Annotated in this window: 16 protein-coding genes; all 16 read left to right on the top strand. The window is 34.8% G+C overall.

Going from position 1 to position 22,393, the window contains the following annotated elements:
- Positions 1–27 precede the first annotated feature (27 nt).
- Positions 28–3,156 (top strand): TonB-dependent receptor, encoded by a 3,129-nt coding sequence (locus Q9Q97_RS17325; RefSeq protein ID WP_306159384.1) that lies wholly within the window; start codon positions 28–30, stop codon positions 3,154–3,156.
- A 12-nt stretch (positions 3,157–3,168) separates the two neighbouring features.
- The gene (locus tag Q9Q97_RS17320) at positions 3,169–4,857 is read left to right on the top strand and encodes a RagB/SusD family nutrient uptake outer membrane protein (RefSeq protein WP_306159382.1); all 1,689 of its coding nucleotides are present in this window, start codon (positions 3,169–3,171) and stop codon (positions 4,855–4,857) included.
- Between the two features lie 100 nt (positions 4,858–4,957).
- A complete protein-coding gene (locus Q9Q97_RS17315) occupies positions 4,958–5,896 on the top strand; it encodes an alpha/beta hydrolase (RefSeq protein ID WP_306159380.1) in 939 nt (312 codons plus the stop codon).
- A gap of 13 nt (positions 5,897–5,909) precedes the next feature.
- Positions 5,910–6,875: a DUF4861 family protein gene (locus Q9Q97_RS17310; RefSeq protein WP_306159378.1), complete on the top strand. Its 966-nt coding sequence runs from the start codon at positions 5,910–5,912 to the stop codon at positions 6,873–6,875.
- A gap of 178 nt (positions 6,876–7,053) precedes the next feature.
- Positions 7,054–8,247 (top strand): glycoside hydrolase family 105 protein, encoded by a 1,194-nt coding sequence (locus tag Q9Q97_RS17305; protein WP_306159376.1) that lies wholly within the window; start codon positions 7,054–7,056, stop codon positions 8,245–8,247.
- A gap of 9 nt (positions 8,248–8,256) precedes the next feature.
- Positions 8,257–9,462: a glycoside hydrolase family 105 protein gene (locus tag Q9Q97_RS17300; RefSeq protein ID WP_306159375.1), complete on the top strand. Its 1,206-nt coding sequence runs from the start codon at positions 8,257–8,259 to the stop codon at positions 9,460–9,462.
- A 69-nt stretch (positions 9,463–9,531) separates the two neighbouring features.
- Entirely contained in the window at positions 9,532–10,758 is a 1,227-nt protein-coding gene (locus Q9Q97_RS17295) for a glycoside hydrolase family 105 protein (RefSeq protein WP_306159373.1), read from the top strand.
- A gap of 194 nt (positions 10,759–10,952) precedes the next feature.
- A complete protein-coding gene (locus Q9Q97_RS17290; protein ID WP_306159371.1) occupies positions 10,953–12,542 on the top strand; it encodes a glycoside hydrolase 43 family protein in 1,590 nt (529 codons plus the stop codon).
- Between the two features lie 10 nt (positions 12,543–12,552).
- Positions 12,553–14,550, top strand: coding sequence for a pectate lyase (pelA, locus tag Q9Q97_RS17285; protein ID WP_306159370.1), 1,998 nt, complete (start codon positions 12,553–12,555; stop codon positions 14,548–14,550).
- A gap of 104 nt (positions 14,551–14,654) precedes the next feature.
- Entirely contained in the window at positions 14,655–16,010 is a 1,356-nt protein-coding gene (locus Q9Q97_RS17280) for a glycoside hydrolase family 28 protein (protein WP_306159368.1), read from the top strand.
- Positions 16,011–16,565: 555 nt separating this feature from the next.
- Complete coding sequence (locus tag Q9Q97_RS17275; RefSeq protein ID WP_306159366.1) at positions 16,566–17,309, top strand: rhamnogalacturonan acetylesterase; 744 nt, start codon at positions 16,566–16,568, stop codon at positions 17,307–17,309.
- 707 nt (positions 17,310–18,016) lie between these two features.
- Entirely contained in the window at positions 18,017–18,382 is a 366-nt protein-coding gene (locus Q9Q97_RS17270) for a hypothetical protein (RefSeq protein WP_306159364.1), read from the top strand.
- A gap of 19 nt (positions 18,383–18,401) precedes the next feature.
- A complete protein-coding gene (locus Q9Q97_RS17265) occupies positions 18,402–18,794 on the top strand; it encodes a hypothetical protein (protein WP_306159362.1) in 393 nt (130 codons plus the stop codon).
- A 159-nt stretch (positions 18,795–18,953) separates the two neighbouring features.
- Positions 18,954–20,234 (top strand): DUF4861 domain-containing protein, encoded by a 1,281-nt coding sequence (locus tag Q9Q97_RS17260; RefSeq protein ID WP_306159359.1) that lies wholly within the window; start codon positions 18,954–18,956, stop codon positions 20,232–20,234.
- Positions 20,235–20,236: 2 nt separating this feature from the next.
- Positions 20,237–21,583: a glycoside hydrolase family 28 protein gene (locus Q9Q97_RS17255; RefSeq protein WP_306159357.1), complete on the top strand. Its 1,347-nt coding sequence runs from the start codon at positions 20,237–20,239 to the stop codon at positions 21,581–21,583.
- A gap of 307 nt (positions 21,584–21,890) precedes the next feature.
- On the top strand, positions 21,891–22,067 hold the full coding sequence (locus Q9Q97_RS17250) for a histone H1 (protein ID WP_026729959.1): 177 nt from the start codon (positions 21,891–21,893) through the stop codon (positions 22,065–22,067).
- Positions 22,068–22,393 lie beyond the last annotated feature (326 nt).

Here is a 22,393-nt window from a genome sequence, read left to right as displayed (position 1 = left end):
CTATCAATTAACCAAACTTTAAACCACATGAGTATTAAACAATTATCTGAGAGAAAAGATAAGTACTTTGTATTTTTCTTTTTCCTGAATTTTTTACTGTGCAGTTCTATTAACGCACAGTCAACCACAATAGAGGGAAAGATTACCGACGCTACGGGTATGTCACTGCCAGGGGTAAACATTAATGAAAAGGGGACTAAAAACGGAACTTCGACAGATTTTGAAGGAAGTTTTAAAATTAATGTATCAAACAGTAAAGCAATTTTAATAATTAGCTATTTAGGATTTCAGACACAGGAGGTAAGTGTTGCTGGAAAAACTAAAATCAATGTAAGTTTAGCAGAACAGTCAAATGCATTGACTGAAGTAGTTGTAGTAGGATATGGTTCTGTAAAAAAGACAGATCTTACCGGATCTGTTAGTACGATCAGTGCGGCTACTATTACAGAAAGAAACACAATCAGTCCGCTAGAAGCGATTCAAGGAAGCACGCCAGGGGTCCAGATCTCATCTTCTACAGGTCGTGCAGGAGACGGATTTAAAGTTGTTATTAGAGGAAACAACTCTTTGATTGCTGATTCTAGTAATTCGACTATGGTAGGTTCTTCACCTTTATACGTTGTAGATGGCGTTCCGATGGATGGAATTGATTTCTTAAATCCGCAGGATATTGCTCGAATGGACGTTCTAAAAGACGCTTCATCTGCAGCAATCTACGGTTCTAGAGGTTCTAATGGAGTTATCATTGTAACTACAAAAAGCGGAACAAGTGCAAAAGCAGGTATCAGTGTAACTTTTGATACTTCTTACGGAAATAAAACGGCGACAAGATTGCCAAATATGATGACAGGAGAGCAGTGGTGGAAATTTCACCAAGTGGCTTACATGAGTGCAACTCCTGCAACACAAACTCCAGCGCAATTGGCTGCTTTGGCAGGAAACCAAAGTCCGTTATTAGTATCTCGTGCTAACAGCGGTTACAATTTTGACTGGTATGATGCAGTACTAAAATCTGGAATGACAGAGAATAATTATTTAAATATTACAGGCCGTTCAGATTCTGGTTTAAGCTATAATTTAGGCTTCGGAATCCAGAGTGATCGTGGTTTAATTGAAAATGATTCAACAGATAAATATTCATTCAAATTAGGATTAAATCACAAAATAAATGATAAGTTTTCTACAGGTGTAAACGTTACGATTGCTAGATTAGACAATCAGTTAGGTAGTGATTTAGCCATGCAGGACGCATTTAGATTGAGTCCTTTAATGTCTCCGTGGGCAATTGATGCAGCAGGAAACGAGCAAGTTGGAACATTGTTTTTTCTTCCAGGTAAGTTAACTTATCCTAATGGAGCTTGGGCAATCAATAAAACTTCAACTGTAAATCCATTAATGGAAATTGCTAATTCTTCTCAAACAGAAAAAACTTGGCAAACAGTTGGTAATGCTTATTTCCAGTATCAGCCGTTAAAATGGCTTTCGTTTAAAACAACTTTTGCGGCGGGAATTATGGATTCGCAAAATTCAAAAGCGTATACAGCACAGACGAATGCAGGGGTAACATTAAACGGAAAAAATTCTGCAACTCTAGAAAATTCAAACAACTTCAATTATACTTGGGATAATCAGATTGATTTGAAACATACTTTTAATGATGTTCATGATTTTAGTTTATTATTGCTTCAGAGTTTATATTCAAATACAGATGAATTTTCTTCATTATATTCTAACAACCAGCCTTTTGATGTAGGTACAGATAATATGGGTTCTGGTGTTCAGACAAGTTATGTGGTAAAATCATCTTTTGCAAAAAACACTTTAAACTCCTATGCAGTTCGTTTAAACTATGCGTTTAAAGACAAATATTTAATTACTGCTTCTACAAGATGGGATGGATCTTCTGTGCTTTCTGAAGGAAATAAATGGCAAAGTTTCCCTTCTGTAGCTTTAGGATGGAAATTAAGCAAAGAATCGTTTTTAGAAAATAGTTCTTTCGTTTCTGATTTAAAACTGCGTGCGAGTTTAGGTTACACAGGAAATGACAACGTAGCTCCTTATACTTCTCAGGCCTTATTAAACCAGCAGACATTTTATGCAGCAGGTCCAAATGTGGTTTCAGGATGGCAATCAGAGAATTTAGCAAACCCTGATTTAACTTGGGAAAAAACAAGAGAATATAATTTAGGTATTGATTTTGGATTTCTAAAAAATAGAATTTCAGGTTCTGTTGACGTGTACGACAGATTATCTGATGACTTGATTTACAAACAGCAATTACCATCAGAATCAGGATGGAAAAATACTTTTGCTAACGTTGGTTCTGTAAGTAATAAAGGGGTAGAGGTTTTATTGACTACTAAAAACATCAAATCTCGTTTGGTAACTTGGGAAACTACTTTCACATTCACTAAAAACGTAAATAAATTAGAGTCTATTTACAATCAAGATAAAGTAAGTGATATTGGTAATAAATTGATTCTTGGTGCGCCTCTTAACCCGAACTACAATTATGTTTATGATGGCGTTTGGCAGGAAAGCGAAGCGGCAGCAGCGGCTTCTTATGGAATGGCTCCAGGGCAGGCAAGACCAAAAGATTTAAATGGTGACGGTAAATTTAACCAAGATGATAGAACTGTAATTGGTAATCCAAATCCAGAATGGCAAGGAAGTTTTTATTCTAAATTAAATGTAGGTCAATTCGATTTTAACTTCTCAGTAATTACAAGTCAAGGACAAACAGTTTTGAGTACTTTTCACCAAAACTTTGCTGACGTCAGTGATAGAGGACGCCAGAAATTAGCAATGGATTATTTTATTCCTACTAATGGAACAGGAATTGAAGCAAACGCAAATAATACCAATCCAAGACCAGGACCTGTTGCAACTGGAGCTGGAGCTTATTGGACTTCTTTATTCGGATATTATAGAGATGCTTCTTATGTGAAAATTAAAAATATATCTTTAGGTTATACACTAGATTCTGAATTATTGAAAAAACTGAAAATTTCTAATTTCAGAATTTATGTAAACGTTTTAGATCCATTTGTGTTTACAAATTTTGATGGATATGATCCAGAGTGGGCCGCTTCACCTTTTGGTGTAAACCGTCCGGCAGCTGTAACTACACAATTGGGATTAAGTGTTAAATTTTAATAAAGATATCAAATGAAAAAAATATTAGTAATGATAGGAATAATTGCAGCAGCGGTAAGCTCTTGCAGTGATTATATTGAAGAAGATAGCCGCTCGTATGTGCCAGCGGATGAAACATATAAAACAGCCTCAGGATTTCAGTTATTAGTCAATACAAATTATGCGTGGCTAAAAGGAATTTATGGAAAAAATCCGTGGCTTTTTGAAGCTGGAACCGATATGTATGCCGAAGGAAGAACTCCAGAACCAGCAGGTTTGAGCCAGTATACGCTTTTAATACCATCTTCTACAAATGTTGAAGATTTATATGTTTCCTGTTATCAGCTGATTCAGTCTGTAAATAAAACGATTTATTATTCTACAATTACAGAACAGACACCCAATCTGAATACATTAGTAGGTGAGGCAAGATTTTTACGAGCAAATGCCTATTTCTTATTGGTTCAGACTTATGGCGGTGTGCCAATTGTAAATGATAATATTACAAGTCCAGTTTTATTTTTTACAAGAAACAGTGCAGAAGAAGTATATGCTCAAATCATATCAGATTTAGATTTTGCTTTGGCTAATGCAGGAACTGCTGCTTACAGTACCGCTGGAAAAGTAAATAAGAGAGCCGTAAACGATTTATTAGCAAAAGTTTACTTAACTAGAGGATACGAAAGTTTTGCAAAACCAGATGATTTTTCAAAAGCGGCTACCTATGCAGATGCTGCAATTGCAGGGCAGGCACTAAACATTCCTTTTGGCCAATTATTTGTTACAACGGCAGCTGGTACTGATAACGATTTGAATGCTGAAACGATTTTTTCTGTACAATATGATAAAGCTTCAGTAAGCACAAATCCAACAGAGTTGGGTAACAATCAGTTTTACTATTTCAGTTCTTATTTAGGAGGAGCAGAAACAGGAGCGCCATTAAGAAGTTACAATTTATGTCCTACAGATTATGCTTTAGGTTTATATGAAAAAGGTGATGCAAGATGGAATGCCACTTTTATGACCGAAATTTTAGAAGGGCCAGAAACAGTAAACGGAGTTACAAAAACAATTTTATATTACCCGTATTACAGAAGTTCAAATCCAGCTTCATTAAAAGTGAGACATTTTTACGAACCAAAATGGTTTACACCTGCAGACAAAACGGCTTATATGACAACTAATGCTTCAAGATTAGCTTCGACATTTGTATACCACCCTTGGGGAGAATATTCGGCAGCACATACATTAATCAAAAACTTAGACTGTTACACAATTCCAGTTAAGAAGTTTGATGATGCAAATCCGACTACGCCATCAAGCACAGGACCTGTGAGCACAAGAGATATCATTATTTCTAGACTTGGAGAAACGTATCTTATTGCTGCAGAAGCGTATTTAAAAGCAGGAAATCCAGGAACAGGATTAGATCGTTTAAACGAAGTAAGAAGAAGAGCAGGTGTTGCTAATGCGACTTTGGCTCAGTTTAATATCGATTATATCTTAGACGAAAGAGGAAGAGAGTTATTGGGAGAATACAAGCGTTGGTTCGACTTAAAACGTACAGGAACTTTGGTTGCAAGAGCTTCTGCTCATAATTATAGAATAAAAGAAGCAAACTTTGTTGGTATAGACGGTCAACTTAAAATTTTAAGACCAATACCGCAATCAGCTTTAGATTTGAATCAGAATAAAGATTTTCCTCAAAATCCTGGTTATTAGTAATTTGTTAGTTTTTTGAGAACTATGTTTTTTGAAGTAGTTAAAAAGGAGTTTGACTATCGGTCGAACTCCTTTCTTAACTAAATAGTAAAGATTAAAAATGCGAAAATTTAAATTAATCTTAGCGTTATTTTTTAATGTCATTGTAATGCAAAGCCAGCAGTACAAGGTAGATACGTCGTATACCATTAAAAGCACTTATGCTAAATTAATTAAGAAATATCCGTTTATTACCATTCCTGAAATAAAAGCAAATCCAGACGTAACAGAAACATTCGATTTAGTTTACAATAAAAAGCAAGATCGTACTTTACATTTTGATGCATTTATTCATACAAAAAAGAAAAAAAATCCAGCTGTTATCCTAATTCACGGTGGCGGATGGAGATCAGGAAATAAAAGCCAAATGCAGTTTATAGGAAAAGAAATTGCAACAAAAGGCTATTCTTGTTTTGCAATCGAATACCGATTATCATTAGAAGCAAAATATCCAGAAGGAGTTATTGATGTCAAGAATGCAATAAAATTTATCAAAGACAATGCAGTAAAGTTTAATGTAGATCCAAATAAAATTGCGGTTTTAGGCTGTTCTTCGGGAGGGCAAATGGCAGCTTTAATTGGTACAACAAACAACAATCCGCTTTTTGAAGATACAAATTTTAAAAGCCGTTCTTCTTCAAAAGTCCATGCCATAATTGATGTAGATGGAGTTCTGGCATTCAAACATCCAGAATCGTCAGAAGGAGATATGGCAGCATTTTGGTTAGGAGGAAAATCAGATGAAATACCTGAAAATTGGAAAAATGCTTCGGCGCTAAGCCATACTGACCAAAACACACCGCCGGTGTTATACATCTGCAGCAGTATTCCGAGATTTCATGCGGGGAGAGACGATATGATTAAGATTTTGAATGAAAATAAAATTTATAGTGAAGTGCAGACTATTCCAGATTCTCCACATTCATTTTGGTTTTACGATCCTTGGTTTACACAGACAATTTCGTACAGCGTACGATTTCTAGATACAATTTTTAAATAATTTTAGCATACAAATGAAAGCAAAAATCACCACAGCAGTTTTATTTTTCGCAGGTTTAACGGCCATAAACGCGCAGAAATACGATATTAAAACCAATAAAACCTACGCCGAAATATCTGCAAAAACAGACGGAAAATGGGAAGGAAGAAAGTATAAAGGCGGAACTGTTTTTAAAAATGTGGACCGATTAAAACTGGCTCCAGAACATACCGATCATTCTTTTGACATTCGTTACGAAGGACCAGGATGGGAGAACAACAGAATTGGTTACCGTTTGTATTTAGATTGGAGAAATGCGATTGATATTTTCGGGAAAAAGACATCAGAAAATATTCTTCCGCTTGTAGGACAAGACGGATTTGATTCTTACCATAACATGAGCGATTGGGGAGCTGATATCTTGAAAGCAGGAAAAGGAATCGGAATTGGTTCTATCGACCGTTATTTAAACAATGAAAAATTACACTTCCGTGAAGTAGATTCGACTATCGCAACTGTGGCTAATAAATCGAATGAATCTTCGGTAAAAGTAAATTATTACGGATGGAAAACCGCTTCAGACAAAATTGATTTTATTTCTGAACTGACAATTAAACCAGACCAATTATACACACAGCATACCATTAAAGCGTCTCAGGCAATAAAAGGAATCTGTACTGGAATTGTAAAACAAAAAACGGCTGAGCTTCTTAAAAAAGAAAGCAAAAATAAAAAATGGGCGTATTTGGCAACTTACGGAGAACAATCTTTGGTTCCAGATAAGCTAGGAATGGCAATTTTTTATGAAATTAGTACTATCGAAAATATCGCAGATACAGATTTAGATTATCTTTTAGTTTTTAAACCAACTACAAAAGCGGTGACTTTTTATCTTTTGGGAGCTTGGGAACAAGAAGTAAACGGAATTAAAACCAAAGAAGAATTTGCTAAATATTTAGATAAACAATTGGAAGTACTGAATAAAAAAGGGAAGATGTAAGTTGTTTTTGCCACAGATTAAATGATTAAAAAGATTTGCAAATTAGAAATTTTAAATCTGCTGGATCTGCTAAATCTGCGTGAAAAATATTTAGCACATTGAAAACAAAAGAGTATAAAAAAAGTTAGCAAAGAATAATCCAAGTAATCCATTAATCTGTGGCAAAAAAAATATAAATATGAAGTATAAAAAAACAGCCATATTATTATTTCTGCTTTTCAATGTTTTTGCAATTGGGCAAAATCAAGCCGATGCAGCTGTTATTTCTTATGATTTAAAATGGTCAGAACGTACAGCGCTTTCTATTTTAAATAAATATCCAAATGCGTGGCAGCTCGACGGAAACGACAAACCAAAATGGGATTATAAAATGGGTTTTGTTTTGTCTGGTTTTGAAAAATTGTACCAAAAGACAAACAATCCAAAATACCTGAACTATATCAAAGAGTATGTTGACGGAATGATTGACAGTACCGGAAATATCAAAAAATACGATCTTAAAGAATACAATATCGATTATTTGAATCCAGGGAAACTGCTGTTTAATTTATATGATGTCACAAAAGATTCGCGCTATCTGCAGATTATCGGAAGACTAAGAAATCAGTTAGAAAGTCAGCCAAGAACGCCAAGCGGAGGATTTTGGCACAAACAGATTTACCCAAATCAAATGTGGATTGATGGTTTGTATATGGCAGAACCTTTTTACACGCAATTTACGGTTAAGTACGAAAAAGGAAAAAATCTGGATGATATTGCCAAACAGTTCGAACTCGTTCAAAATCATATTGTAGATAAAAAAACAGGTTTGGTTTATCAGGCTTGGGACGAAAGCAAAGAGATTGCGTGGGCAGATAAACAGACAGGAACTTCGCCTACCATTTGGGGAAGAGGAATTGGCTGGTATATGGTCGCATTGGTAGAAACGTTAGATTATTTCCCGAAATCGCATCCAAAATATAAAGTTTTGGTGGGGTATTTGAATCAGATTGCAAATAATGTGAATAAATACAAAAGTGAAACAGGTTTATGGTATCAAGTGGCCGATAAACCAGAATTGTATGGAAATTACGTAGAGCCATCAGCTTCTGGTATGATTATTTACGCTTTCGCGAAAGGAGCCAATAAAGGTTATTTAGCGGCAAGCTATAAAGCTACAGCCAAAAAATCATTTGACAGTTTTGTAAAAGAATTTGTGAAAGTAGATAAAAAAGGAGAAGTAAATGTTTTGAATGTTTCTTCAAATGTTGGTTTGGGCGGAAAGCCATTTCGAGACGGAACAAATAATTATTATCTGACTTCCAAAACAAAAGAAAATGGTGCAATAGGCCTTGGAGCATTTTTATTGGCATCAATTGAATTGGATAAATAAGCGTTTTTGATGGATAGAAAAATAAAATATTGTAGTTCGATACCAGTTATAATTTTTCTGTTATGTTCAATTTTGAATGTAACAGCTCAAGAAAAGGCAATTGTTATTTCTAAAGATTTGAAATGGTCTGAAAGAATGGCGCTTTCTATAATGAAACGTCATCCAAAAGCTTGGCAGATTGATAACAACGAAAAACCAAAATGGGATTATAAAATAGGTTTAGCCATGCTGTCTTTTGAAAAATTATATCAAAAAACAAACAATGCGGTTTATTTTGAATATGCAAAAGGATACGCAGAATCGACGATTAATGAGTCTGGAGAAATCTTGAATTACAAATTGGAAGATTACAATATTGATAATATCAACGCAGGAAAAATACTTTTTGATCTTTACGATTCAACTAAAGACAAACGTTATCTGACAGCCTTGCAGACACTGAGAAAGCAGTTAGAAACGCATCCAAGAACCAATTCAGGAGGATTTTGGCACAAAAAGATTTATCCGTATCAAATGTGGCTTGACGGATTGTATATGGGCGAGCCGTTTTATGCGCGTTACACAGCGGATTTTGAGAACAATAAAGCCTTTGACGATATTGCAAAACAGTTTGAAGAAATCCACAAACATACTTTAGATCCTAAAACAGGACTACTTTTTCACGCTTGGGACGAAAGTAAACAAATGGCTTGGGCGAACAAAACAACAGGAGCTTCACCCAATTTTTGGTCTCGATCTATCGGCTGGTACATGATGGCTTTAGTTGATGTTTTGGATTATATGCCAAAAGAACATCCAAAAAGAAAAGAACTAATCCAGTACTTGAATCAGATTTCGAAAGCTGTGGAAAAATTTCAAGACAAATCAGGATTGTGGTATCAAGTTACGGATGCCGGAAATAAAAAAGGAAATTATCTTGAAGCATCTGGTTCTGAAATGTTTGTTTACGCTTTCGCTAAAGGAGCAAACAAAGGATATTTACCAGAAAGCTATAAAAATTTAGCAGAAAAAGGATTTGACGGTATTGTAAAAAAGCTAGTTACCGTAGATCCAGATGGAGAAATACATATTACGCAAGTTTGTGCGAGCGCGGGGCTAGGAGGAAATCCTTATCGCGATGGCTCTTATGAATATTATATAGGCGAAAAAATAAAAGTCGATAACTCACACGGATTAGGGCCTTTTATTTTAGCCGCATTGGAATTAGATAATTAGTCAAATAGAAAATTAGATAATTTGAGAATTAGAAAAAATAGATTATAGTAGAATTAAATATATTTTGAAATGAAGAATAGTAGAAAGCAAAGTTACCTAATGTCAGTTTTACTGATTTGTGTAATGACGATTACGAGTTGTAAAGTAACCTCACAAGAGCCAGCGAAGAAAGATATCGTGATTGGAAAGAATCTGAAGTGGTCTGATAAAATGGCTTTAACTTTGATGAAACGCCATCCAGAAGCCTACATGCTGGATGATGCCAAAAAGCCAAAGTGGGATTATGTTCACGCTTTAGTTTTACATTCTATTGAAGAATTGTACAAAAAAAATCCTGACCCTAGATACAAAGCTTACATAAGAGGATATGTTGATGAATTGGTTCAAGCAGATGGTGAAATCAAAACCTATGAATTTGATAAATTTAATATCGATTTGGTAGTGCCTGGGCGTCTTTTATTTGATATTTATGCAGAATCTAAACAAGATAAATACTTAAAAGCGTTACAGCAAATACGCAAACAATTGGCAGAACAGCCAAGAACGGCAAGTGGCGGATTCTGGCACAAACAAATTTATCCAAACCAAATGTGGTTAGACGGTTTGTACATGGGAGAACCATTCTATGCACAATACACCGTAACGTTTGAAAATGGAAAAAGTCTGGATGATATTGCAAAACAATTTGAGCTAATCCAGCTACATGCAACAGATCCTAAAACAGGATTATTGTACCACGGTTGGGATGAAAGCAAGCAAATGCCTTGGGCAAATAAAGAAACAGGAAACTCACCAAATTTCTGGTCTAGAGCATTAGGCTGGTATGTAATGGCATTGGTTGACGTTTTAGATTATTACCCAAAAGAGCATCCAAAGCAAAAAGAATTAGTTAAATATCTAAATAATGCTTCTGAGGCTTTACTTAAATACCAAGATAAATCATCTGGGTTATGGTACCAAGTTACAGACAAAGCAGGTGAAAAAGGAAACTATTTAGAAGCATCTGGTTCGGCTATGTTTGCGTATGCGTATGCAAAAGGAGCAAACAAAGGGTATTTGCCAGCTAAATTTAAAAAAGCAGCCAACAAAGCTTTTGACGGATTAACGACAGTATTAATCAAAAAAGTAGATCAAGATGGCGGAATCACTTTAACAAACTGCTGTCAAGTAGCAGGATTAGGTGGAAATCCATACCGTGACGGTTCTTACGAATATTACGTAAACGAAAGAAAAAAAGACAACGACCCAAAAGCAACAGGACCATTCATTCTAGCTGCTTTAGAGCTAAATAGATAATAAAGTTTAGCCACGAATTGCACGAATTTCCACAAATTAGTATTCGACTTCGTAAAAAAAATTAGTGCAATTAGTGTAATTCGTGGCAAAAAAACTTTACGTCTTAGCGACTTTGCAACAAAAAACAAACAAAAAAACTTTGTGTCTTAGCGCCTTAGCGGCAAAAAAACTTTGCGGTAAAAAACAATACAACAATGAATAATATAAAAATCATCCTTTTTCTTCTTTCCATTTTCTGTTTTCAGAAGAATACAGCACAAGTCTGGACATCAGATAATGGAGACGGAACCTACACAAACCCAATCCTTCACGCCGATTATTCAGATCCAGATGTCGTTCGCGTAGGCGATGATTATTATATGACCGCTTCTTCTTTTAATTGTATTCCAGGATTGCCTATTCTGCATTCTAAAGATTTGGTAAACTGGAAAATTATCGGACACGCTTTGGTCAAACAGCCGCCGTTTGAAACGTACAATAAAGTACAGCACGGAAACGGAGTTTGGGCGCCAAGCATCACCTATCATAAAAATGAATTTTACATCTATTATCCAGATCCCGATTTCGGAATTTATATGATAAAAGCAAAAAAAGCAGAAGGACCATGGTCTGAACCGCTTTTAGTAAAAGCAGGAAAAGGCTTGATAGACCCTAGTCCGCTTTGGGATACAGATGGAAAAGCGTACCTGACTCATGCCTTTGCTGGAAGCCGCGCACAGATTAAAAGTTTACTGGTAGTCTGCACCATGAATCCAGAAGGAACTATTGTAAACAATGACGAAGTAATGGTTATTGACGGACATAAAGGCGAAGAAACTATCGAAGGCCCTAAATTTTACAAACGAAACGGCTATTACTACATTTTTGCCCCTGCAGGAGGAGTACCGACTGGATGGCAGACTATTTTAAGATCGAAAAATGCTTTCGGCCCTTACGAAAAGAAAAAGGTTATAGAACAAGGTTCGACCGCTATAAATGGTCCGCATCAAGGCGCTTGGGTTACGACTCAAACAGGAGAAGATTGGTTTTTCCATTTTCAGGACAAAGGCGCTTACGGACGAATTGTACATCTGCAGCCGATGAAATGGGTAAACGACTGGCCTGTAATGGGAGAAGATTTTGATAAAAACGGAATTGGCGAACCAGTTACGACTTATAAAAAACCAAACGTTGGTAAAAAATATCCAATCGAAACTCCAGCAGAATCAGACGAATTTAATTCGCCAAAATTAGGATTGCAGTGGCAATGGCAGGCAAACAGACAAATCAATTGGGGATTTCCGACCAGTTTAGGTTATCTGAATTTGTTTTGCAATACCACTTCTCAGAACATCTTTAATGCTCCAAACTTATTATTGCAGAAATTCCCAGCAGAAGAATTTACAGCTACCACAAAACTGACTTTTAATCCGAGATTAAACAAAGAATCTACAGGTTTAATCGTAATGGGGTTAGATTATAGTTTTTTATGTTTTAAAAATGTTGACGGGAAATTATATCTAAATCAGAAAACAGGAACTTTTGATAAAACAGTTTCAGAAACTGAAACTGCACCTATAAAAATAGAAAACAATACGATTTACCTTAGAGTGCAAATTACTAAAGCAGGCATGTGCAGTTTCTTTTACAGCTTAGACGATAAAAATTATCAAAAAGTTGGAACCGATTTTAAAGCCAAAGAAGGAAAATGGATTGGTGCCAAAGTCGGACTTTTCGCTTTAGGCGAAGAAGTAAAAAATGATTCTGGAAATGTTGAAATAGATTGGTTTAGAATAACAAAATAAAAAGTAAGCGATGCAGTTTAAAAAACAAATAATCCTTTTTTTATGTCTTTGCAGTTTTGCAGTAAAATCTCAAAACACCTATAAAAGATGGCCAGATGTTATTCGTAAGAACGATGCAGCTTGGTTTGCTTCGGCGGAAGCCAAAAAAATAGCAGACAATGTATTGCTGTATCAAAGAGATATAGGAGGATGGCCAAAAAACATCCAGATGCAGGAGGAGCTTACAGAGAAACAGAAAGAGGATTTAATTGCACTCAAAAAAACGGCTGTAGAAACCACAACAGACAACGGAGCAACTTGTCAGGAAATGCTTTTTATGTCGAGAATGTATGCTCAGGTTAAAGACGAACGTTACGCTGCATCTTTTTTAAAAGGATTAAATTATTTGCTGGAAGCGCAATATGACAACGGTGGGTGGCCACAGTTTTATCCGTTAAAGAAAGGCTATTACACGCATATTACCTACAACGACGATTCGATGGTAAATATCTTGAATGTAATTAAAAACGTTGCAGAGGAAACCGATTATTACAGCATAAAACCTTCAAAAGAAATTGTAGAAAAATGTAAAAAAGCTTTTGACAAGGGAGTTGACTGCATTTTAAAAACACAATACAAGCAAAACGGAATTTTAACCGCTTGGTGCGCACAGCATGACGAGATTACGTTGCAGCCTGCAAACGCAAGAGCTTTTGAATTGGCATCACTAAGCGGATACGAATCAGCAAAAATAGTATTGCTATTAATGGCAATTGATAAACCTTCGCCAGAAATTGTTACCGCTGTAAAAAGTGCAGTAGCTTGGTTTGAAAAAACAAAAATCACGAATCTGGAAGAAAAAAGAGTGCTCAACGATGCTGGAAAAATTATAGACAAAAAAATGATTCCAACTCAAAATGCTGCACCCCTTTGGGCAAGATTTATGGATTTAGAATCCAATGAACCTTTCTTTTGTGATCGCGATGGAATTAAAAAGAAATCTATTGCAGAAATTGGTTCCGAAAGAAGAAATGGTTATTCGTGGTATACGGATGCGCCAAAAGAAGCTTTGAAAAAATTTCCAGACTGGGCCGTTAAAAACGGTACAAAGGTAGGAGCAGCCGAAAAGAAAAATGTAAACTTCATTACAGTAGCGCAAGATGGTTCTGGTGACTTTACTAAAATACAAGATGCTGTATACGCAACACCTGCATTTCCGTATGAAAAAGTGACCATTTATGTAAAAAATGGAATTTATAATGAAAAAGTCAGAATTCCAGAATGGAACAATAATGTAATTTTAAAAGGAGAAAGCAAAGAGAACACTATTATTACCTTTGATGATAACTTTTCTAAAATTGGTTTAGGAAGAAACAGTACTTTTTACACGTACACTGTTTTAATAGAAGGGGATGATTGCTCTGTTTCAAATTTAACGATTAAAAATGCCTCGGGAGATCGCGGTCAGGCAATTGCCTTATCGGTTGTAGCAAATCGTGTAAAAGTTTCAAACTGCAATCTTCTAGGAAATCAAGATACCTTATACCTGTCTGGAAAAGAAGCCAAACAATACTTTAAAGACTGTTATATAGAAGGAACAACCGATTTTATTTTTGGAGGTGCGACAGTGCTGTTTGAAAATTGTATTATTCACAGCATTAAAAGCTCTTATATTACCGCGGCTTCAACGCCAGAAGGAACAGCTTTTGGCTTTGTATTTAAAAACTGTAAAATTACTTCCAATCCAGAAGCATCACAAGTATATCTCGGAAGACCTTGGCGTATTTATGCCAAAACCGTTTACATTGAATGTGAATTAGGAAAACAAATAAAACCAGAAGGCTGGGAAAACTGGTCGAAACCAGAAGCAGAAAAAAATAGCTTTTATGCCGAATACAATTGTAAAGGAGAGGGATCCCAAACCAATAAAAGAGTAAATTGGTCGCATCAGCTTACAAAAAAAGAAGCTGTTCAATATTCTATAGAAAACATTCTTAAAGACAAAATTACAAATTGGTATTTTTTATAAAGGACTAAGATTCTGAGGAGCTAAGAGGCTAAGCTTTTTCGTAATGCTTCTCTAAAGAAAACCTCAGAACCTTAGTATCTCAGAACCTTAGAACCTATAAAAAAATGAATATTAAAAATTTTATTTTCTTTTTTATTTCGGTCACTGCTTTTGCGCAACAAACTCAGTTTCCGACTGCCAAAGCCGATTCGATTGTAAAAAATATACAGCTGCTTGTAATTCCGGCTTATCAAATAGATGTTGTAAAATTGGGAGCTAAAGGCGATTCAATTACCAATAATAAAAAGGCTTTTGATAAAGCCATGGCATTATGCAAAAAGAATAATGGCGGAACGATTATCGTTCCAAAAGGAATTTATAAAATTAATGGGCCAATCCACTTTGTAAGCAACGTCAATTTAAAGATCGAAAAAGGAGCCAAGATTAAATTCAGTGATAATCCGCGAGATTATTTACCAATGGTTTTAACAAGTTGGGAAGGTACAATGCTGTATAATTACAGTCCGCTAATTTATGCCAATAATTGCAATAATATTGCTATTTCTGGTGAAGGAACAATTGATGGAGAAGGAGGAAAAATATGGAAAACCTTTAAGGCAAAAGAAGGCGAAGGCAAAAACCGAAGCCGCGAAATGAATCATAACAATACTCCATTAAACGAAAGAAAATTTGGAGAAGGTTATTTTTTAAGACCCCAAATGATTCAGTTTCTCAATTGTAAAAATATTTTGGTCGAAAATATCAGAATAGAAAATTCGCCATTCTGGTGTCTTCATCTTTTAAAATCAGAAAGCATAACCGTTCGAGGCATCAGTTATAAATCCTTAAATCACAACAACGACGGAATCGATCCAGAATATGCAAAAGATATCTTAATTGAAAATGTCACTTTTGACAACGGAGACGATAATGTAGCCATAAAAGCAGGAAGAGATCACGAAGGAAGAGCCAATACAGCAACACCAAGTCAAAATATTGTCATCAGAAACTGTAATTTTAAAGGACTTCACGGCGTAGTTATCGGCAGCGAAATGTCAGCAGGAGTGCAGAATGTCTTTGTTGAAAACTGCAAAACCGTTGGTTATTTAAAGAGAGGTATTTATTTAAAAACAAATGCAGACCGAGGCGGTTATATCAAAAATATATTTGTTAGAAACATTCAATTAGATCAGGTTGAAGACTGTCTCTATATAACAGCCAATTATCACGGAGAAGGAAAAGGCTATCAATCGGATATATCCAATATACATTTTTCAAATATTACTTGTAATAAAGCATCAGAATCAGGAATTGTAATTCAAGGATTTCCAGATAAAAAAATCAAAAACATAACCTTAAACAACATAGAGATTAAACAAGCCAAAAACGCCCTGTCAAACGAAAATGCAGAAAACGTATTAATGACAGATGTTTTTATAGGACAAAGAGCAAGCGTGCCAACAGCAGTTTCGAAACATTAGTTTTTTAGGTTCAAAGAGACAGAGGGACAAAGGGACAAAGGTTTTTACGAACCGAATTGTAGAGACGCACCGCAGTGCATTTAACACAAAGATTTGAGCTTAAAACAAACTTTGCGCCTTAGTGTCTTTGTAGCAAAAACAAAAAAACTTAGCGCCTTTGCGTCTTTGCGCGATTAAATAAAAATAATCATTGCGCAATTTCAATTTCAGGAACAGAAAATGCTCAGATAAACTTAAAATAAAACTTTGCGCCTTTGCGTCTTTGCGCGATTAAATAAAAATAATCATCGCACAATTTCAGTTCAGGAATAGAAAATGTGCAGTTAAGCTTAAAATAAAACTTTGCATCTTTGCGTCTTTGCGCGATTAAATAAAAAATAATCGTAGCGCAATTCTAGTTTCAGAAACAGAAAATGTGCAGTTAAGCTTAAAATAAAACTTTGCGCCTTTGCGTCTTTGTGGCAAAAGGAATTAAACAAAAAACCTTGCGTGCTCTGCGTAATCCTTTGCGAACTTTGCGGTAAAAAAAACAATGCATTTAAACTCATTAAAAAAATGAAAAAATATATAATCCTAACACTTCTGATCACCACAGCAGCCGTAGCCCAAAAAACAAACCTATATTGCATTGGCGACTCCACAATGGCGAACAAAAAAGATCCAGAGAAAAATCCAGAACACGGTTGGGCACAAGTTCTACAGCCATTTTTTACAGATAATATATTAGTAGTAAACAAAGCAGTAAACGGCCGCAGCACCAAAAGTTTTATTGCAGAAAAACGTTGGGACTCTATATATAAGGTATTAAAAAAAGGAGACTACGTACTCATTGAATTTGGGCATAATGACCAAAAAATAGAAGACCCATCACGATATACCAATCCGCATACTGCTTACAGATACAACCTTATAAAATTTGTAAAAGAAAGCCGTGAAAAAGGAGCAATTCCTATTTTGCTGACCTCTATCAGCAGACGCAATTTTAATGAAAAAGGAGTACTGGTGCCTACGCATGGCGATTATCCTTTAGAAACCAGATTGGTGGCACAAGAATATAATGTACCTTTTATAGACTTAGAATATTATACAGAATTACTGGAGCAGTCGTACGGGCCAGAAAACTCTAAACTTTTGCACTTGCATTTTAAAGGAGGCGAAAACCCATTTTACGATAAAGACAAAGAAGACGATACACATCTTTCCTTAAAAGGAGCAACAGAAATAGCACAGATTTTTATAAGCCAGCTTAAACTTTTAAAGAATCCCTCACTTCAAAAACTTCAAAAAGAAATTAAATAAGCCTTTATTTAATTAATCCGAAATAACCTTAATACTGTACAAAACGTGTTTTTTGTACAGTATTTTTTTTGCCTATACCTAAAAATAAGGCCGTTAATTTTACCGGACGTACTTCCCCGCGCTGTATTTTAACTCATCAGAAAATAAAAATTGATCCCTACTTATCTGCTTTCTTTTGCAGGACATATCTATATCTATAAAGGAAGTATAAAAAGTCCCTTTAACTTATATAGTTGTATCTAATCATACTTCATAAAGGGTAATCTCTTCTAATTGAGATTTTTAAAATTATAATCAAACCATCTTTTGCTAGAGCTGTTTTTTAAAACATATAAAATGCAAGTGTCTGACACGTAGTGTTTTATTGTTTGTTTTGGAAATATCAAGTATGTCTTAATCTATTAATATAAAAACTTTTACAGGTTAAGAAAGGAGGCATTTGTCTGGAACTTTGCACCTTCAAATTGATAGTAAATATACTTTCAAGTTAGTAGTAACGAAATAAACTACAATGCATATAATAAAAAAAACAGTAAGCACAGCAGAAATTTCAGAATGGCAGCAAATCACTTCTCTAAACTTTAAAGAGACAAAAAAACTGAATTCGATATTTATTAGTACTAGTGAGCATTTTATGCATTTAGAAATATTTCTTATTTCTAATCAGAGCTTAAAAATTAATTAATAATTCATAAAGATCAAATCTCATGAAAAATAAATTACTTCCTTTATTTTTTGTTTTAGGTGCTTTTTCTGCTTATTCGCAAGTAGGTATTGGAAAGCTAAATCCGAGTCCTTCGACGCAGTTAGAGGTGTATTCTAAAGATGGAAATAAAGGTATCTTGATTCCGAGTGTAAAACTGAAAAGTTCGACTGACAAAACCACAGTAACACTGGATAATGGTGGATACGCAAACAGTTTATTGGTTTTTAATACAGAGGCTACTGCAGATGTTATTCCTGGGTACTACTACTGGTATGTAGACAAATGGGTAAGATTAGCTGTTTCTGGAGAAACAGTTTCTGGAAAAGATGGTATTGCCGGAGGTAATGGAGCACCAGGTAAACGATAATAGAGGGCTTTTTTTAAGAATGTTTAAAAGAAAGCTTAAAGATGATTTTGAACTTTCTGAATGTCTATTTTTTGATGAAAAGGATGGAGACAAAAAACAATACGACAAAATTGTATTTGTAATATATGATAAATTGGAATTGCTTGGTTTCTTAAAAAAGGAACATCGAAACGCTAATACTTTAGTCTGTTTATTTGACAAGCAATTTTATTCAGCCTTGTCAGTTCTGGAAGAAATAAATGGTTTAGTTCTTTTTGATGAGTCAAAAACCAGAAAAGAAGTTTTTAAGGAATTGAAGCAGCATTTTATGGAAAAACCAGTTGCAAAAATTAAAAAAACGCCTTTTGATAAAAAAGTAAATAGAGAAACAAAGTTTCAGGATTATTATAAAGCTATGTATTTTTTAATATAGTTTTTTTTCGTTCATAATTTTTTAGAAGTTGTGGTTCAAGTGCAGGATAATTGTTGTTCGTTATCCTGCATTTTTTTTGAATGAAGTTTTATGTTTTAAGTGTGATAATAACAATTAATTTCATAAATTGTTCGGAAAAAATATAAAGATTAAAAAAGAATGAAAAAAATAATCCCATTTTATATTTCAATTGCTTTTACTGCATTATGTTACACAAGCACTAACGCCCAAAAAACTGCAGAAAATACTATAGTTGTAAAAAACACAAGCACTTTAAAATTATCTCAAAAAGCAGTTTCTATAAAAAGAGAAAAGCGATTTGAAAATAAAGCAAATTACCCGATTTTGCTTTTTAAAAACGATACGATTCCAGCACAAATTAATGATCTTGATGGAGATGGAAAATGGGATGAACTATTTTTTGTGACCGATTTTGCGCCAAATGAAGAAAAAAAGATTGTATGGAAGTGGTCAGATAAAGATCCTAAATTTACAATTAAGACAAGTGTTCGATTTGGAAAAAGGGAAGGCAAAGATTTACCAGTTCATCCAGATACACAAGAAGTTTTGCTTGCCAATCAAGTGCATAAAAAATTAGGCTATCAAAAATATCAGACTGATGGGCCAACTTGGGAGAATGATAAAGTGGGTTTTAGACATTATCTGGACGGAAGAAACTGTAAAGATGTGTTTGGTAAAAAACTTCCGGGAATAACACCAGAAGATGTTGGAATAAACAGCAAAGGTGCCGTTGAAGACAATTATCATGTCATGCTGGATTGGGGAAGAGATGTTTTTCCTGTGGGAAGTTCTGCCGGTTTAGGCGGTTTTGCATTATTGGCTGATAATAAAATCACTAGGCTTGGTATTTTAGGAAATGATACGATTAATAATGTAGAGAAAACGACTTTCAAAATTGTAGCAGAAGGACCTGTAAAGTCAGTTTTAAGTTATCACTACGAAAATTGGAAAGCTTCTGACAACTTATATCAGGCGCAAGAAACAACATCGATTTGGCCAGGAATGTATGCCTATAAAAATACGGTGTCTATCAATGGCATTAAAGGAAAAGAAACTTTTCTCGCGGCGCTTTCAAACATCAACAATAAAAATCCGCTTCAAGTTATAGAAGCTGGCGAATGGGTGTGTTTGATTCTACATGACCGCCTTACGTACGAACGCCAATGGATTTTAGGATCGGCGATTTTAGTTCCGAAAAATATTTATCAAGGCTATATGGAAGCTCCTAAAACAGGACAGCTAACAGATTCGTATTTGGCAAAATTGAAAATTGAAAACAATAAAGAAATTAGTTATTATGCTGTTGCAGCTTGGGAATTAAGTGCAGATAAAGGATTTGAAGATTCTGCTTTCTTCACCAATTATGTGACGAATTTAGCGAAACAGCTTTCTGCTAAAGTTACCGTTAAAATTAAATAATCTTGAAACTTGAGACTGCTATACAAATGAGAAAGCTTTTTCTTGTTTTAACTTTTATATGTTGCCTAAATTCTTCTTTTGCACAGAAAGATTCGGAATTTTTTCCTGATGGAAGTCCGATTAGCAGCTGGTTTAAAAATGATCAGAAGTTGCAGCTGAAAGATTTAGGGAAACAATATCGTATAACAGATTTCGGAGTTAAGCAGGACAGCACGTTAATTCAGACTAAGAGCATTCAATCTGTAATTGACCAAGCATCATTAAATGGTGGTGGCGTAATTGTGTTTCCAAAAGGCGTTTTCTTGAGTGGTGCTTTATTCTTTAAACCCAAAACAGCTTTGTATTTAGAGAAAGGAGCAGTTTTAAAAGGGTCAGATGCAATTGCTGATTATCCGATTAGGGCTTCAAGAATAGAAGGGCAGAATTTGGATTATTTTCCTGCTTTGGTGAATGCTTATGGAGTAGATCGTTTTTCTATTTCTGGCGAAGGAACTATAAACGGAAATGGTAAAAAGTTTTGGGAAGCTTTCTGGAAAAGACGAAGTGAAAATCCAAACTGTACGAATCTAGAAGTTTCACGCCCAAGATTAGTATTTGTATGGAACTGCAATGATGTTCAATTTCAGGATGTAAAATTGATTAATTCTGGTTTTTGGACGAATCATTTTTATAAGTGCAAGAATGTAAAACTGCTGAATCTTTATATTTTCTCTCCGCATATCGGAATTAAAGCGCCTAGCACAGATGCGGTTGATCTGGATGTCTGCGAAAATGTTTTAATAAAAAACTGCTACATGTCGGTTAATGATGATGCAGTAGCTCTAAAAGGCGGTAAAGGCCCTTATGCAGACCAAGACGAGAATAACGGCTCTAATAAAAATATCATCATTGAGGATTGTACTTTTGGGTTTTGCCATTCGGCATTGACCAATGGGAGCGAAGCAATCCACAACCGTAATGTAATTTTTAGAGACAGTAAAATAGAAGGTGCTTCTCGGCTGCTTTGGCTAAAAATGAGACCAGATACGCCGCAACGGTACGAATATATTTTGGTTGAAAATATTCAAGGTGAAGCGGAAACGGGTTTGGCTATTTTTGCGTGGCGGCAGTTTTATGATCTAAAAAATCGTAAAGATATCCCGCTGTCTTATGGAGATCATATTACTTTGAGAAATATCAATCTCAAATGCACTAATTTTTATGGTGTGGAAAAAGATCCGAATGTGCGATTAAGCAATTTTGAATTTAAAAATCTAAATATAGAATCTGTAAAAACGAAGATTGATAAGAGTATTGTAGATGGTATTATTTTCAAGAATGTTTACCTAAATAAGGCTCTAATCGACTAATTTTTTCCTTTTTGGAGCAATTTTTTCCTGTAAAAATTAACAAATAGAAGGATTTCAGACGCCAAATTCTGATAAAATTGTTTGAACTGAGATACTTTCTACAAAGCATTAAAATAAGCGTAACTAGAATATTTTATTAATAAGTCTTTGATTGTTAATACATTGTGTTTGCTGGGTTTTTGAAAACAAAGCAAGTCAATTTATTGTAAAGAAAATGCATGAAAAACTGCATTAAATTTAACAGCAAAATTGTTGTAACTATCACACAAACTTTTATTTTTGTGGCTTAATTTAACAATATATAAGCATGAAAGATTTATTAGTAAAAATCAACGCCGAAATTGACACATTCAAAGCAGAAGCTGAATCTTTAACTGAGAAAGGTATCAAGGCTGCAGGACCAAGAGCACGTAAAGCTACTTTAGAAATTGAAAAACTTTTAAAAGAGTTCAGAAAAGTTTCTATCGAAGAATCAAAAAAATAATACAACTAAAACCTCGTCAATCGGCGAGGTTTTTTTATGCTTTATTTTGCCGTGAATTATTGCGTTTGTCAGGCTGAGCGGAGTCGAAGTCCTTTGCGGTTAGTTTTTCTGCCACTAATTCACGAATTTTATTGGATTGGTTTTTACCAGAAATTACACAAATTATCGCAAATTTTATTGAATAGTTTTTTACTAAGCCTGTCTGTCTGAGCGGAGTCGAAGCCCTTTGCGGTTAGTTTTTCTGCCACGAATTCACGAATTTTATTGGATTGGTTTTTACCAGAAATTACACAAATTATCGCAAATTTTATTGAATAGTTTTTTAC

The organism is Flavobacterium sp. DG2-3, assembly GCF_030730925.1.
Classification (GTDB): Bacteria; Bacteroidota; Bacteroidia; order Flavobacteriales; family Flavobacteriaceae; genus Flavobacterium.
This window is presented reverse-complemented; position numbering and strand designations above follow the sequence as displayed.